Below are 14,506 nucleotides of genomic sequence, written 5' to 3' on the forward strand. Positions count from 1 at the left end.
GTCAAAAACACGACCCAGTGTGGTGTGCATTTGGGATACCATGGGACACTATGGGCGTCAATGGGAGAAGCCGGCACGATACCGACTCCGCATCGGAAATTCATAAGCCGTTAAGTTTAACGAATGGTTTACTTCGCGAACTCATGTGCCAGCGGAAACAAATAAAACTTGGGTCGATATGCCCATTTTTTGTTTGCGAAACAGACACTTGGCGACCTTCTCCGAACACGCGCCACTTAAATCGCAAAAGGCGCTCTGATGCTGCCGCGGGAATGCCAGCTTGGTTGGCGTTACGGCTATCTGTGTGATTTAGCGATAGACCAGTTGCAGAGGTTCGATTTGACGCCGAAGCAATGCGCATGTTGCGCTCAGCCAGAACCGTCACTCTCAACAAACAACAACGCCGCGACGCTTGACTTTTTAAACTTTCAATTGATTTTGATTTCTGAAGTTGTGTTTTTCATTGTGAGACAATAATGCCGAATTACGTGGCAGGCTTACCTGCCTTCTTAAGTTATTTTCTGATCGGCCTGCTCTGCCTGGCAACCTTTTCCGCTATTTACACCCGCCTTACTCCCCACCGCGAGGGGGAGTTGATCAAGGCCGGCAACCTTGCCGCCGTCGTCGCTTTTTTGGGGGCACTGATCGGCTTCAGCCTGCCGCTCGCCTCGGCGGCGGCTAATTCCGTCAGCCTCCCCGACTATATCGTCTGGGCAGTGATCGGCCTGCTGGTACAGGTTCTCGCATTCTACATCGCCAAACTCTCCATGACCGACCTGCACCTGAAAATCACCGAGGATAACGTTGCGGCCGGGCTCTGGAGCGGCGGCATCGCTGTGGTCATCGGGATTTTAAACGCCGCCTGTATGGCCTATTGAGGAACAGACATGTATTTGGACGTGACAGAACACCCGCGTCTCGCCCTCGGTACGATTGCCGCAATAGGCCTTTTTATGGCTTTTTCATCGGAGGAAGAGGTTCTTTATACCTCAGTTGAAAAATGCGTTGCCTCCGGTGTCTATCCCAAGGCTTGCCAAGCGGCATCCGAAGACGCCGGCCAACATCATCTCGCCACTGCACCTAAATTTCTCAATATGGTCGCATGTGAAATGGAATACGGCGCGGGAAACTGCTTTGAGCTGAAACAAAATCTCAATTCCACTAACCCCACCGGCATAGGTGTCTTCACACCCTCACCCGCCGGTTTTGTTATGCCTCGGTCCATCGAGAACTTTGCCGACTACAGCAACTATCGCCGCAGGCAGAAAAACAGCGAGTCGGGTTCCAACGGTGCGATGTCGGCCTATCGAAAACGCAACGGCGACCTCGTCATACCGGATGTGACGGCCAGTGAACAGGACCAAGGCGGCGGCGGAATCACGTCAGGAGGAGGCGCGCTGGCGAATGACGTGAAGACGTCCAACGCCAAAACGAACGTCAAGGGCCGTGGTGGATTCGGCGGCCACTCCTTTTCAGGAAGCTGACATGCGCCGCATCACAGTCCCGCCGCGCCCGGATTGGCGCGAGAAAGCCAATGCTGTCGGTTTCTCCTTCCATGAAATGCATGGCGAGCCTTACTGGGTGGACGATGCAGCCTATTGCTTTGGACTGGCTGAAATCGAGCGCGACATCGAAGAACCGAGCCAGATCCTGCACGACATGTGCATGGATCTCGTCGCCGACATCGTACACAGTGAGGAGGCTTTAACCCGTCTTGCCATCCCCCGCGATCACCATGATGTCATTCGAAATTCTTGGCGGCGGTGCGACCGCCACCTGTATGGCCGCTTCGATCTTGCCTATGACGGGCATGGCCCTGCAAAGCTGCTGGAATACAACGCCGACACGCCCACTTCCGTATTCGAAACGGCATATTTCCAATATAACTGGCTGACCGATCAGGTCGCCCTTGGAACGCTCCCGCCGCAAACCGACCAGTTCAACTCGGTTCAGGAAGCCTTGATTGAGGCCTTCGGGCAATTCTCGCGAGACAGGATTTTCCATTTCGCGGCGGTGAGCGACAACGCCGAGGATTGCGGTACGACGATTTATCTCATGGACTGCGCCATTCAGGCGGGCCACCGTGCCCAATTCCTCGATATCAGAGACATCGGCATCGATGCGTGCGGGCGTTATGCTGACCTTCAAAGTCGCGTCATCGAACGCTGCTTCAAGCTTTATCCCTGGGAATACATGTTACGAGAATCCTTTGCCACGCATCTGCCTGCACAAGGCGATATTTTCATCGAGCCGGCCTGGAAAGCCGTGCTGTCGAACAAAGGCCTGCTGCCTTTGCTCTGGCAGCGGCATCCCAATCACCCGAATCTGCTCCCGAGTTTCTTCCCGGACGATCCTGAAATATATGAATTGCAGGATTACGTGGTGAAGCCGCTTCTTTCGCGTGAAGGCGAAAATGTCAGCCTTTATCGAAACCGACGCGAAATTTTATCGGCCCCCGGCAATTATGGCCAAGAGGGGTACGTTTTTCAGGCCTACGCACCATTGTTCAAGAGCGATTTCGGATACGCCGTGTTAGGAAGCTGGATCGTCGCCGATCGGCCCTGCGGGCTCGGGATTCGCGAGGACGCGTCACCTATCACCGCAAATCTCTCCCGCTACGTGCCCCATATCATCGAGGGCTGATCGCCACCGAAAAAAGCGGCAGGAAAATCGCCAGTTGGCCTGTAAGCCGGGTTCTGTATGGCCCCGGTTTGACCCGGAACGTGGCAGCCATTCATCTGGGACGGCATTTGCATGCCGCCTCTCGCAACCCACCCGGATGACGGGCCCGGAAACCGGCTGTAGACGAAGGCTTTCGCCCGCGCCCCGTGTCATCCCTATTCGGTCTTGCTCCCGGTGGGGTTTACCTTGCCACCACTGTCACCAGCGGCGCGGTGGGCTCTTACCCCACCCTTTCACCCTTACCATGCCAAGGCATGGCGGTTTGCTCTCTGTGGCACTTTCCCTGGGGTCGCCCCCGCCGGACGTTATCCGGCACCGTATTTCCGTGGAGCCCGGACTTTCCTCACCTTACCGTCTTTCGACATTGGTAAAGCGCGGCTGCCCAGCCAACTGGCATGGCGTCAATACCCATGTTCTTTGGCGAAAGCCACCGAAAAGCGTAACGGAAGATCAAAGAAATGCAGGCTTGAAATCCGTTGCATAGGCGTCGTTGCCAATTTTTCCATCCCGCAGCAACAGGGCGCCTAACCGCCCGATCTCGTCGGAACTCTTGGCCGCCGTACCGTTGCCGCCAGTCAGAACCGCAATGCGCGGTGACGTCGTAAAGCCGATGGCCGGATAACCGCCCGGCGTTTTGGACACCACGCAGGCGGCCATGGAAATGCGCGACCGGTCGATGGATGGCACCAAGGTCCCGACGATGGCAGAGAGATGGTCGCGAACGCTTTCGCGCCCGCCGGAACGGAACCATGCGCGGATTTCGGGATCGCTATCGAGCTTCTTATCATCGGGATCGCCGCCTATTTTCAGATAGAACTTGCCATCGGGATAACGGACGGGCGGCAGGAGATAGATATGTTTCGTCGTGTCGCGCGGCTCGTAAATCAGCGACGGCATGCCCGCATATTGTCCCAGCTCCGCTTCGTCTACCTCGAAGAAGGCGACGGTGCGCGCATAGACATTGAGAGCGACGGGCTGCGGCAACAAATCCTTCGTGATCGTGAAGCCACCCGCAGCGACCAGCACCCGGTCTGCCGTATAAACCGAACCCGAGGCCGTCTCGACGCGTGCACGGCCAGCCTCTTCCCGCGTCGAGACGACTATATCGTCGATGAGCGTAACGCCGGCTTTGTCTGCCAGAACGCTCTGCGCCTTCACCAGCGCGCGCGGATTGACGTAACCGGCATTGTCCTTTTCGAACACGCCCTCGCAGCCCGGCTCGAAGGAGAAATAGGGAAAGGCGCTTTTCAGACCTGCGTCGTCAAGCATTTCCGTGGAAACCCGCAGACGCGCCGCTGCCTCACAGACGTTGTCGACAAAGGGATTGTCGCCACCGCGTTCAGGCCCAACCATCAGACAGCCGACGGGAGCGTAAAATTCCACGCCGCTCCTTGCCGCGATGTCGGTGTAGCGCGCGATCGAGCGGTTGGCGAGTAGCGCCCAGTCCGCATCACCATCAATGGTGCGGGTAATGCGCGCCTCATCGTAATGGCTGGCGAAAACACCCGGATGTGACTTGATGTCGGCAGGTTCACCGGGGCCGATCAGGGCCACACCTTCGGTGTTTTCCGCCAGATGGCGGGCGGCGGCAGCACCCATCATGCCACGACCGACAACGATATATTTGAAATGTCCCGACATGCCGCCCTCTTCGCCTCAACCCGCTCTAATACAGCCGCGATTTTGTAGCCGCTTCGCTGCTGAATGTCAGATAAAAACGGGCGACATTTCGGCAGCAAAATCACTCTCGGTCAGCTGGCCATCCAGAAGCAGCACCGCGCCTAGCCGCCCGATTTCGTCGGAAGACTTGGCGGAAACGAAATTGCCACCGGTCAGAACCGCAATATTGGAAGATTGCGTATAGCCTATATATGGATAACCGCTACGGGTAATGGATGCGACGCAGGAACCAGAGGTCACGGGGCAGCCCGCAAGTTCCGGCATGAGCGATAGCGCCCGCTTCGTCAGGAATTCCACTTCGCCCGGCGTGCCGTTGGAATGGAACCAGTCGACTGCTTCGGCCAGCGTTTCCAGCCTGCCCTTTTCGCTCTCACCGCCGATCTTCAGATAGACCTTGCCGTCGGGGTAACGCACAGGCGGCAGAATATAGACGATATCGTCCTCGGTCTCTGCCAGCACGATGGTCGAGGGCATGGAGCCGAAGAGGGCCTGCCTTGCTTCGTCGAGTTCGAAAAACACGATGGTGCGGCCCGTTGCCGCCATATCGACCGGGGAAGGCAGAAGATCAGCCATGTTGGTGAAACCGCCAGCGGCCACTATGACCTTTTCCGCCGTGTGTACGACCCCTTCCCTGGTGCAAACTTCCACACCTTGGGAGGTATCGTGAACATGCGCCGCCGTCTCGCGGATCAGTCGCGCGCCCTGCGCAGCAGCAATAGTGGATTGCGCCCTCACAAGCGCACGCGGATTGACGTGGCCGGCATTCTGCGCCTCGAAGTAACCGGCGTGATCCGACGGCAGGGAAAACATCGGGAACCGGCCAGCCAGCGCATCGCGGCCAATCGTTTCCACGCCAAGACCGAGAAGGTCGGTCGAGACCAAGGCTCGCGAAACGTAGTCTCCGGCAAGCCCCTTGCCGTTTCCGGTAAACAGACAGCCCGCTTCGGTGAAGAAACGGATGCCGCTTTTTGCTTCGATCTCGGCATAGCGCCGGATGGAGCGTTGCGCCAGCTCCGCCCATACGGGATCGCCATCGAAACCACGGGTGATGCGCGCCTCGTCATAGTGACTTGAAAACACACCGGTATGGGTCTTGCGATCGGCGGGTTCATCCGGCCCGATCAGCGCCACGCCATCCGTTTGCGCTGAAAGGTGTCTCGCTGCCGCCGCACCCATCATTCCGGCACCGACCACGATATATTTGAAATCCGGCATGTCATGCTCCGCATCAGGTTTGCTCCTGACTACAGCATGCACGCATAAACCGGAATCGATTTTCGTGACGTCCGAAACATGCCGCGCAAGAGCGTGCAGCGGTTTTGCAATAACGAGATGCGATAAAACAAGAACTTAAAGCTTATCGCCAATCTGAAACATCACGACACGCTTCAGCAAAAGACCTCAGCTGGCCAGAAGCGCCTGGACCTTGCCGCAATAACGCTTGGACACCGGGTTCATGCGGGTGGCGCCGTGGCCGGCATTGTAACGCAGGATCGTGCTGCAAACCTCACCGCCGCCAAGCTGGTGGGCGGTTGCCAGATATTGCATGCCCCAGCGAATATTGGTCTCGGGGTCGAAAAGGGCTTTGGTCGTGCCGCGAAAGCCCATCATGCGCGCCGTTGCCGGCTTGATCTGCATCAGCCCGACCTCGCCTGCGCTGCCGCGAGCCCTAGGGTTGAACTTGCTTTCGACAGAAACGACGGCATGGGCCAGATTGGTGGGGACGCCGTAACGCTTGGCATATTTGACGATCAGATCGGAATAGTCGTTCTTGAGCGACGAAGGCAGGCTCTTTTCGGGAACGGGATAACCGGGCGTACGGAAGAAGGTCCCCAGCGTCACGGTTTTGGTCTTGACGTCCTCGTCTTTGGCAAAAGCAATCCCCGCCTGCGAAACGAGCATAGCAACGCCCGCTGCGACAGCAACAAAAACTCTGTTCATCTGTTGAAATAGTCTCCAGATCGGATAACCGGAACAATGAAACGATAAAAACGTCCAGCGCGCGGAAAGTCGATTACGACCTTCTACCGTCCAGTCTCCTTGATTGATATTGACGGCAAGCTCCCCTGAAGAACAGCACCGCGTCCACTGCGGCTCTTAGACTTCCTCAATGCGGATTAACTGTGGCACAACAAAAAAATCGACTTGCGTGACAGGGAAACGGGGAAGGCTTTTCCAGAAACGGCGTTCAAACGGCCGAAAATTTCGGAAGGCTGGCAATCAGCCGATGCAGCGTGTCGATCGTGGAAAAATCCGCGATACCATCCACCAGCGCCGGGCGGAAATGCCGCTGAAAGGCGGCCACGGCACCTTCGGTTTTTTCGCAATATGCGCCTGTTATTTCAACGCCATATCCGTAAATGGATAGCATGGACTGGAGCGCTTCCACCGGCTGGCCGTGATCGCCGCGCTGAAAAAAACGTCCGCCGCGGATCGGCGCAGGCTCCACCCAATGACCGACACCGTGCCGCGACAGGATGTCCCATGGGAATTTTTCACCCGGATCAACCTTGCGGATCGGCGCCACATCGGAATGCGCAAGCACCCTTTCAGGGGCGATAGACCACCGCTGGCCGCAATCGCGACACAATTCGATGACGGCAGCTACCTGTTTTTCCGGAAATTCCGGCAGGCCGCCCGGATGGCCCTGATTGGCGATTTCAATCCCGATGGAGCGGGAATTGATGTCCGCCTCCCCCGCCCAGCTGCTTTTGCCCGCATGCCAGGCGCGGCGAGTTTCCGCAACAAGCTGCATGACACGCCCGTCTTCAAAAACGAAATAGTGGCTGGAGACCTGGCTTTCGGGATTGCAGAGCCACGAAAGGGCGCCATCGGCGGTCGTCATGCCGGTATAGTGCAGGAGAATGATATCCGGGCCTGCCACACCCTGTCTTTCGCCATGGTTGGGAGAAGGCGCAATGGTTGCGCCCCCGAAATCCGGGTTGAAATCCGGCAGAAATTCACTCATGCGACGCGGCGTTCTTTCTCGATGGCCTCATAGGCGGCATTGAGAGCCGCCATACGCTCGTTCGCGGCAGCGTGCAATTCCATAGGCACACCGCGCGCGATGAGCTTGTCCGGGTGGTGCTCGGCAACCAGTGAACGGTAACGCTTGCGGATATCCAGAAAGTCGTCCGAGGGCGAAACGCCAAGCACACGATAGGGATCGCGCCCATCCATATGAACGTGCCGCGCCATGATCGTTTCGAAATGATCTTCGGTAATATGGAAGATTTCCGCGATACGGCCGAGAAACGCCAGTTCCCGCTCGTGGATCAAGCCGTCTGCCTTGGCGATGTGGAACAGGCCATCGATGACGCTTTCCAGCATCTCGCAATTGTCATGGCCTGAGCCGCAAAGACCGGCAAGACGCTCGGCATAGGCCTCGTATCCCGCAACGTCCTGGCGTGCGAGATTGTAAAGGCGGGCAACGTTTCTGGCTTCTTCTTCAGGAAAATCGAAAATCTGCCGGAAGGCGCGCACTTCGGCATCGTTCACGACACCGTCTGCCTTGGCCATCTTTGCCGACAGCGCGATAATGGCCACGGAAAAAGAAACCTTGCGGCGGGTCTCCGGATCTCCCTCGAAAAGGGTCCGGATCGCCTCTACCACGCGACCGAGCGTGCTGCCTGCCGCGTCACCGATCGCGCCGAGCAGCCGTTCCCACAGGGATGAAATATGCAAACAGGCGAAATCGAACATCATGACGCCAAGCATGACGGCATATCGCCGTGAATGCAATATGCGCGGCGCCGCTGCGGCATTAACTTTTATTCATTTTTGCGACAGTTTTTCTTCAGGAGCAAGGGGGCGGCAAACGGGAGAGCAACGGTTTTCCACAGACGGCGAAGCCTGGTGCAAGGTTGGAGGCGATTGAAACGATTATATTCGGCTTCTTTGCCCAAGCTGCTGAAAAACCGCGAGAAATCGGCATTTTTCGTGATAAATTCACTTTACACCTACACGTGGCTGTCGCATCCATTTGCCAGACATATCTTTCTATCCAAGCAAAGGAGAGCCACAATGGCCAAACAGAAAGTCGCAATGCTGACCGCGGGTGGCCTTGCTCCCTGTCTCTCTTCAGCCGTTGGCGGCCTGATCGAGCGTTATAGCGACGTCGCGCCTGATATTGACATTGTGGCCTATCGTTCCGGCTATCAGGGCGTGCTTCTGGGCGACCGGATCGAGATCAACAAGGACATGCGCGAAAAGGCGCATCTGCTGCACCGTTATGGCGGATCGCCGATCGGCAACAGCCGCGTAAAGCTCACCAACGCTGCCGATTGCGCCAAGCGCGGGCTGGTGAAAGAGGGTGAAAATCCGCTGCGCGTTGCCGCCGAACGGCTGGCTGCCGACGGCATCACCATTCTCCACACCATCGGCGGCGACGACACCAACACGACGGCCGCCGACCTTGCCGCCTATCTCGGCGCCAACGGTTACGATCTGACCGTCGTCGGGCTGCCGAAGACCGTGGATAACGACGTGGTTCCGATCAGGCAGTCGCTCGGCGCATGGACCGCGGCCGAAGTGGGCGCTTCCTTCTTCGACAATGTCAGCAACGAGCAGAGTGCTGCGCCGAAGACCTTTGTCATCCACGAAGTCATGGGCCGCCATTGCGGCTGGCTGACGGCTGCAACCGCCCGCGCCTACATCCAGAAGACCAACGGCAATGAATATGTCGAAGGCCTGATGATGAACACGCAGATGAAGAACATAGACGGCATCTACCTGCCGGAAATGGCGTTTGACATCGAAGCGGAAGCCGAACGGCTGAAGGCGATCATGGACAAACACGGCTACGTCACGTTGTTCGTTTCCGAAGGTGCGGGGCTCGATTCCATCGTTGCCGAACGCGAAGCCGCCGGTGAGGCCGTCAAGCGCGATGCCTTCGGCCATGTGAAGATCGACACCATCAATGTCGGCGGCTGGTTCCAGAAGCAATTCGCCGGCCTCATCGGCGCCGAACGCTCCATGGTCCAGAAATCCGGTTACTTCGCCCGCTCCGCTCCCGCCAATGGCGATGATCTGCGCCTCATCCAGGGCATGGTCGATCTTGCCGTCGAAAGCGCGCTGAACAAGGTCTCGGGCGTCACCGGCCACGACGAAGACCAAAAGGGTAAATTGCGGACCATCGAGTTTCCGCGTATCAAGGGCGGAAAGCATTTCGACCTGTCTGCAAAATGGTTCACCGAAGTGATGGAACACGTCGGTCAACCGTTCACAGCGGCCTAATTTTACGATAGGCTGGATAAAGCGGCGACAGGGAGGGCAAGGAGGAAGAGAATGTCTGGACAGGCGTGGCTGGTTTTTTGTGCAGCATGTGCCGTTGTGTTCGCACTTCCCTCTCCCCTTGTATTCTCTGTCGCCTCCTATGCCGCTATCCGCGGCAGAAAAACGGTGTTTGCCTCCGTCACTGGCGGCGCGCTTGGCATCGTCACAGCCATGACGATATCCGCGATTCCAGCGGCTGGCCTTGCCTATCTGCCGCATGCCTTTGTGGAAATCGTTCAGTGGACGGGTATCGGCTGGCTGATTCTTTTCCTGTTATGGACCTTTGCCACCCCCGCCGCCCAGGCAGCCAATGCAGACAATGACAATCTGCCCGGCAAATCATCCAGCGGCATTTTTCGTGATTGCTACGCCATTGCAGCGTTGCGCCCGCGCTATTTCATGTTCTTTCTGGCACTGTTGCCGCAATTCGTTTCCACCTCCGGCAATGCGGTCGAAACGCTGGCCGTAGCGCAGGCCGCAATCCTGTTGCTGGCACTTGGCATTCTGGCAGCGCAGGCACTCTTCGCCGGCTCCACGCTGGCACTGGTGCGCCGCATGTCCGGCAACAAAAAAATCCGGCCGAAATACCGCACTCACTTCATTTCTGGCCGTGCCGTCAGCGCCGGATACCGCCGCATCGCCGCCTGAAAAACCGCGACGCCACGTCCCGGCTTGCCGCTATCCTTACAATAGGTTAATGAAGGCTCGACGGGACACTGCCTGCTTCGCTCGACGCGGGGGTATCGACAGACAGGCATAACGAAGGCGGCAACATGCGAAATTCGGCAAAATTCCGCGGAAGAAGCGCACTTCTTCTGTCTTCCACGGTGGGCCTTGCACTGGCTTTGGCCGGATGCACCAGCGTCGAATATGCCGCAAAGGAAGGGCCGAACGGCCCGAAAATAGCCGCAGTCAACCAAACCGCACCGGCACAAGCCTCCGCACAGTCGGAAACGGCTGGTACCCCGGCTGATGCCGCCGCACCGGCAGCACATGCCACTGACGTGGCAGCCTCTTCCCAGCCCGAATCGCTTCCAACCGTCGCCGCCGTCAAGGGTGGCCGCGTGGCGCTGCCGCCGGCAGCGGAAATTGCAGCGGCAGTGGCGAGCCCAACCCAGATGCAGCCGCAGCAACAACAGACAGAGGTCGCGCAGGCAACGGTAACGACAGCCGCGCCGACAACGGCTGCGGCTCTTGCACCGCACGCTGCAACGCCGGCAGCCGCAGCGATCGAAACCGCAAGTGCCGCCGCGAAACCGGCGGCCCACAACTCTGCCGCCGACCTGCCGCAGGTGGTTGCCGTCAAGGGCAGCTTCCCGCCCGCACCGCCGCCTCCCGGAACGCCGTCGATCGGTACCGAACTGACCGCGGAGCGGAAAGTCATTCCCCTGCCGAAGCCGGACAGCACGGTTCTGGCCTATGCGGCCGGTCCGACCAACGCCGCCCTTGCCGCTATCCGGCAGAACGAAACGATGACGGCGCCGTACAAATCCGCGCCGGCCGGACGTGAAAAGCTGAGCGGGCTTATTTCGAAATACGCTGTCATGTATAATGTGCCGGAAGATCTGGTGCATCGCGTGGTGCAGCGTGAAAGCAGATACAATCCCGGCGCCTATAATGGCGGCCACTTCGGCCTGATGCAGATCAAGCACGCCACGGCCCGCTCCATGGGCTTTGATGGCCCCGCCTCTGGCCTGTTCGATGCCGAAACCAACCTCAAATATGCCGTCAAATATCTGAGCGGCGCCTGGCTTGTTGCCGACAACAACCGGGACAATGCTGTCAGGCTTTATGCACGCGGTTATTATTACGACGCCAAGCGCAAGGGCATGCTGCACGTTCTGCGCAAGTAAGCCTTTGAGCAGCGCCGGGAATGCAATGCGGTAAAGCGGCTTTTCTTAAAAACGTCGAGCACGTCACTTTTGCCATCCTCGGGCTTGTCCCTGGGATCTGCAAGCTTTTGATTTTACGATATGTGGCTGGATCTTTGGTACAAGCCCGAGGATGACGTCGCATCCAAATCAAAGCTTGAGACCCGAGTGGTTTCACATCGCCTTTTCGATTCGTTACGTCGGCCCACAACCCCTGTCATCAAACTGTAGCGTCGTGACTGTAGACGCCTCTCAATCTATTGAGAGGTGAACATATGACGAGTGCGGCACCCAAGACCGGCTTCAGCAAAAATACGAAACTGAAGTCCGCATTGCTCCAGCACAAGGCGCTCTCGAAAAGCGGTTTTTCCGAACGGTTCTTCGGGGTTCTCTTTTCCGGTCTGGTTTATCCGCAAATCTGGGAAGACCCGGAAATCGATATGGAAGCGATGGAGCTTGCTGAAGGCCACCGCATCGTCACCATCGGCTCGGGCGGCTGCAACATGCTGGCCTACCTCTCCCGCAACCCTGCCAGCATCGATGTGGTGGATCTCAACCCGCATCACATCGCTCTCAACAAGCTGAAGCTTGCCGCCTTCCGCCATCTCCCGGCCCATCAGGATGTGGTTCGCCAGTTCGGCCGCGCCAATACGCGCAGCAATATTCACGGCTACGACCGATTCATCGCCGACCATCTCGACGACACGACCAAGGCCTACTGGTCGAAACGCACCCTGTCCGGCCGTCGCCGCATCTCGGTATTCGACAGGAACATATACCGCACCGGTCTGCTCGGCCGTTTCATCGGCGCCGGCCACCTTATGGCGCGCCTGCACGGCGTCAAGCTGACCGAAATGGCCAATAGCCGCACGCTGGATGAACAGCGTCGGTTCTTCGACAGCAAGGTCGCACCGCTGTTCGACAAGCCGGTGGTGCGCTGGCTGACGAAGCGAAAAAGTTCGCTGTTCGGCCTTGGCATTCCGCCCCGCCAATATGACGAGCTGGCAAGCCTTTCCAACGACGGCACAGTCGCCTCCGTCCTCAAGGAGCGGCTTGAAAAGCTTGCCTGCAACTTTCCGCTCAGCGACAATTATTTCGCCTGGCAGGCCTTCGCGCGCCGTTATCCCGAGCCGCATGAGGGTGCTCTTCCCGCTTATCTCAAGCGGGAATATTACGAGACGATCCGCGACAACACCGCCCGCGTTGCCGTGCACCACGCCACCTATACCGAGCTGCTTTCCAAAAAGCCGGCAAACGGCGTCGATCGCTACATTCTGCTCGATGCGCAGGACTGGATGACGGATGTGCAGCTCAACGAATTGTGGTCGCAGATCAGCCGCACCGCCGCTCCCGGCGCCCGCGTCATCTTCCGCACCGCTGCCGAAAAGAGCGTGATCGAAGGCCGTCTCTCGGCCGATATCCGCAACCAGTGGATCTATCTCGAGGAACGCTCCAATGAGCTCAACGCCATGGACCGTTCGGCCATCTATGGCGGCTTCCATATCTATCAGAGGGCTCTGGCATGAAAACCATTGGCGAGAATGTCGGCCTTGCGGATGAGGCGCATGCGAGCCTGATGGACCGCATGTATCGCCACCAGCGGCATATCTACGATATTACCCGCAAATATTACCTTCTGGGCCGCGACAGGACCATTTCCGGCCTCGACGTGCCCAAGGGTGGCACGCTGCTTGAAGTCGGCTGCGGTACCGGCCGCAACCTGCTGCTGGCCAGCCGCAAGTTTCCGGAAGCAAGACTGTTCGGTCTCGATATCTCCGCCGAAATGCTGCTGACCGCATCCGAGAATTTTACAGGAAAGACGGAACGCCCCGTTCTGCGCGTGGCCGACGCCACCGCTTTCCGCGCCGCAGAATTCGGTCAGCCGGACGGTTTCGACCGAGTCATGATCCCCTATGCGCTTTCGATGATACCAGACTGGGAAAAGGCGATCGAACAGGCGCTGACAGCTCTCAAGCCCGGCGGCTCGCTGCACATCGTCGATTTCGGCCAGCAGGAACAATTGCCCAAGTGGTTCCGCGCACTTTTGCAGGCATGGCTCACCCGCTTCCACGTCACGCCCCGCGCCAATCTCCGTTACGTTCTGGCCAACATGGCAGGCCGTTTTGACGGTAATCTCGAATTCGAGGAGATTGCCCGGGGTTACGCTTGGCGGGCCATCATCACGCTTCCGGTCGCCGAAGTGCAGCCAAAAGTCAGCCGCATTCTGGCAGACGCCTGATCTTCAAGGGTTACGGCGCCTCGCCTCTGCAAATGCGGGCGAGACGCTGCCAGCCGACGGTCCTACAAGTATACGCGACTGGGACTGAAAGACCGCAAATCTCTTGGAATCCAGCGACTTGCGAGCCGAAAAAAGGCCACTGCCCCTTGCCATAACGGCTTGTTTACCATGTTATGGGTAAATCGGGAGACGCGGCGCGCCATTTTGCGGCTGCGGATGGGCAACAATAATTCATCAGGGTTCCAATGCGGCTGCGTCTATCGGCACTTTTGTCGGCTATGTTGTTGATCGGCGGCTGTACGTCCACGAGCTATGACCTGCTTGAAACGGCTTCTGTTTCCAAGCCGAAATTCTCCGATACCGACCCACAGGATTTTGGCACGAACAACCCGCATCGCCACGAGGTGCATGGCATCGACGTGTCCAAATGGAATGGCGACGTCGACTGGCGGACCGTTCGCAAATCCGGCGTTTCCTTCGTCTTCATCAAGGCCACCGAAGGCTCAGACCGCATCGATCCGAAATTCGGCGACCATTGGCGCAGTGCGGCGGCGGCAGATATCCTGCACGCGCCGTACCATTTCTACTACTTCTGCTCTACGGCGGACGCTCAGGCCGACTGGTTCATCAGCAACGTGCCAAAGGAAGCCGTCACCCTACCGCCGGTTCTCGATGTGGAATGGAACCCCTCCTCCCCCACCTGCAAGACGCGCCCGGCTCCTGGCATCGTCCGTGCCGAGATGCAGCGTTTCCTCGACCG

Annotated in this window: 14 protein-coding genes and 1 other RNA gene; 9 read left to right on the forward strand and 6 right to left on the reverse strand. The window is 58.1% G+C overall.

Translation table 11 applies throughout. From position 1 onward, the window contains the following. Positions 1 to 476: 476 nt before the first annotated feature. The 3 genes from T18_RS16535 to T18_RS16545 are packed head-to-tail and all read left to right on the forward strand — an operon-like array spanning position 477 to position 2,643. On the forward strand, positions 477 to 878 hold the full coding sequence (locus T18_RS16535) for a DUF350 domain-containing protein (protein ID WP_038491625.1): 402 nt from the start codon (positions 477 to 479) through the stop codon (positions 876 to 878). 9 nt (positions 879 to 887) lie between these two features. Continuing rightward, positions 888 to 1,484: a DUF1190 domain-containing protein gene (locus T18_RS16540; RefSeq protein WP_003513247.1), complete on the forward strand. Its 597-nt coding sequence runs from the start codon at positions 888 to 890 to the stop codon at positions 1,482 to 1,484. Position 1,485: 1 nt separating this feature from the next. Next, a complete protein-coding gene (locus T18_RS16545) occupies positions 1,486 to 2,643 on the forward strand; it encodes a glutathionylspermidine synthase family protein (RefSeq protein WP_038491630.1) in 1,158 nt (385 codons plus the stop codon). Between the two features lie 26 nt (positions 2,644 to 2,669). Here the strand turns inward: T18_RS16545 and rnpB are convergent. The 6 genes from rnpB to T18_RS16575 form a co-directional block, all read right to left on the reverse strand. Further along, positions 2,670 to 3,076: RNase P RNA component class A (rnpB, locus tag T18_RS16550), an RNA gene on the reverse strand. Between the two features lie 56 nt (positions 3,077 to 3,132). After that, positions 3,133 to 4,323, reverse strand: a complete 1,191-nt coding sequence (locus tag T18_RS16555; protein ID WP_038491633.1) for an FAD-dependent oxidoreductase — start codon at positions 4,321 to 4,323, stop codon at positions 3,133 to 3,135. 66 nt (positions 4,324 to 4,389) lie between these two features. Further along, positions 4,390 to 5,577, reverse strand: coding sequence for an FAD-dependent oxidoreductase (locus tag T18_RS16560; RefSeq protein ID WP_038491636.1), 1,188 nt, complete (start codon positions 5,575 to 5,577; stop codon positions 4,390 to 4,392). Between the two features lie 186 nt (positions 5,578 to 5,763). Beyond that, complete coding sequence (locus T18_RS16565) at positions 5,764 to 6,303, reverse strand: lytic transglycosylase domain-containing protein (protein WP_003513258.1); 540 nt, start codon at positions 6,301 to 6,303, stop codon at positions 5,764 to 5,766. A 247-nt stretch (positions 6,304 to 6,550) separates the two neighbouring features. Continuing rightward, complete coding sequence (locus T18_RS16570) at positions 6,551 to 7,330, reverse strand: N-acetylmuramoyl-L-alanine amidase (RefSeq protein ID WP_038491639.1); 780 nt, start codon at positions 7,328 to 7,330, stop codon at positions 6,551 to 6,553. Next, entirely contained in the window at positions 7,327 to 8,067 is a 741-nt protein-coding gene (locus T18_RS16575; protein ID WP_013636520.1) for a J domain-containing protein, read from the reverse strand. The genes T18_RS16570 and T18_RS16575 overlap by 4 nt, the downstream gene beginning before the upstream one ends. Before the next feature lie 318 nt (positions 8,068 to 8,385). Between T18_RS16575 and T18_RS16580 the strand changes: the two genes are divergently transcribed. The 6 genes from T18_RS16580 to T18_RS16605 all read left to right on the forward strand — a co-directional run. Further along, positions 8,386 to 9,597, forward strand: a complete 1,212-nt coding sequence (locus T18_RS16580; RefSeq protein WP_003513264.1) for a pyrophosphate--fructose-6-phosphate 1-phosphotransferase — start codon at positions 8,386 to 8,388, stop codon at positions 9,595 to 9,597. Between the two features lie 51 nt (positions 9,598 to 9,648). Then, positions 9,649 to 10,284, forward strand: a complete 636-nt coding sequence (locus T18_RS16585) for a LysE family translocator (protein WP_025594056.1) — start codon at positions 9,649 to 9,651, stop codon at positions 10,282 to 10,284. A gap of 125 nt (positions 10,285 to 10,409) precedes the next feature. Further along, a complete protein-coding gene (locus T18_RS16590) occupies positions 10,410 to 11,489 on the forward strand; it encodes a lytic transglycosylase domain-containing protein (RefSeq protein WP_038491642.1) in 1,080 nt (359 codons plus the stop codon). Between the two features lie 293 nt (positions 11,490 to 11,782). Beyond that, positions 11,783 to 13,033: a DUF3419 family protein gene (locus T18_RS16595; RefSeq protein ID WP_038491645.1), complete on the forward strand. Its 1,251-nt coding sequence runs from the start codon at positions 11,783 to 11,785 to the stop codon at positions 13,031 to 13,033. Next, positions 13,030 to 13,746: a class I SAM-dependent methyltransferase gene (locus T18_RS16600; protein ID WP_013636524.1), complete on the forward strand. Its 717-nt coding sequence runs from the start codon at positions 13,030 to 13,032 to the stop codon at positions 13,744 to 13,746. The genes T18_RS16595 and T18_RS16600 overlap by 4 nt, the downstream gene beginning before the upstream one ends. 245 nt (positions 13,747 to 13,991) lie before the next feature. Beyond that, positions 13,992 to 14,506, forward strand: a 515-nt coding sequence (locus tag T18_RS16605) for a GH25 family lysozyme (RefSeq protein ID WP_323455235.1), incomplete at its 3' end; no start/stop codon positions are given.

The sequence above is a fragment of the Rhizobium sp. TBD182 genome (assembly GCF_001950375.1).
In the GTDB taxonomy this organism is placed as follows: domain Bacteria; phylum Pseudomonadota; class Alphaproteobacteria; order Rhizobiales; family Rhizobiaceae; genus Agrobacterium; species Agrobacterium tumefaciens.

Bases quoted from the DNA above. Each gene is read 5' to 3' on its own strand.
- T18_RS16535 (WP_038491625.1), top strand. From the start codon at position 477: ATGCCGAATTACGTGGCAGGCTTACCTGCCTTCTTAAGTTATTTTCTG.
- T18_RS16540 (WP_003513247.1), top strand. From the start codon at position 888: ATGTATTTGGACGTGACAGAACACCCGCGTCTCGCCCTCGGTACGATT.
- T18_RS16545 (WP_038491630.1), top strand. From the start codon at position 1,486: ATGCGCCGCATCACAGTCCCGCCGCGCCCGGATTGGCGCGAGAAAGCC.
- T18_RS16555 (WP_038491633.1), bottom strand. From the start codon at position 4,323: ATGTCGGGACATTTCAAATATATCGTTGTCGGTCGTGGCATGATGGGT.
- T18_RS16560 (WP_038491636.1), bottom strand. From the start codon at position 5,577: ATGCCGGATTTCAAATATATCGTGGTCGGTGCCGGAATGATGGGTGCG.
- T18_RS16565 (WP_003513258.1), bottom strand. From the start codon at position 6,303: ATGAACAGAGTTTTTGTTGCTGTCGCAGCGGGCGTTGCTATGCTCGTT.
- T18_RS16570 (WP_038491639.1), bottom strand. From the start codon at position 7,330: ATGAGTGAATTTCTGCCGGATTTCAACCCGGATTTCGGGGGCGCAACC.
- T18_RS16575 (WP_013636520.1), bottom strand. From the start codon at position 8,067: ATGATGTTCGATTTCGCCTGTTTGCATATTTCATCCCTGTGGGAACGG.
- T18_RS16580 (WP_003513264.1), top strand. From the start codon at position 8,386: ATGGCCAAACAGAAAGTCGCAATGCTGACCGCGGGTGGCCTTGCTCCC.
- T18_RS16585 (WP_025594056.1), top strand. From the start codon at position 9,649: ATGTCTGGACAGGCGTGGCTGGTTTTTTGTGCAGCATGTGCCGTTGTG.
- T18_RS16590 (WP_038491642.1), top strand. From the start codon at position 10,410: ATGCGAAATTCGGCAAAATTCCGCGGAAGAAGCGCACTTCTTCTGTCT.
- T18_RS16595 (WP_038491645.1), top strand. From the start codon at position 11,783: ATGACGAGTGCGGCACCCAAGACCGGCTTCAGCAAAAATACGAAACTG.
- T18_RS16600 (WP_013636524.1), top strand. From the start codon at position 13,030: ATGAAAACCATTGGCGAGAATGTCGGCCTTGCGGATGAGGCGCATGCG.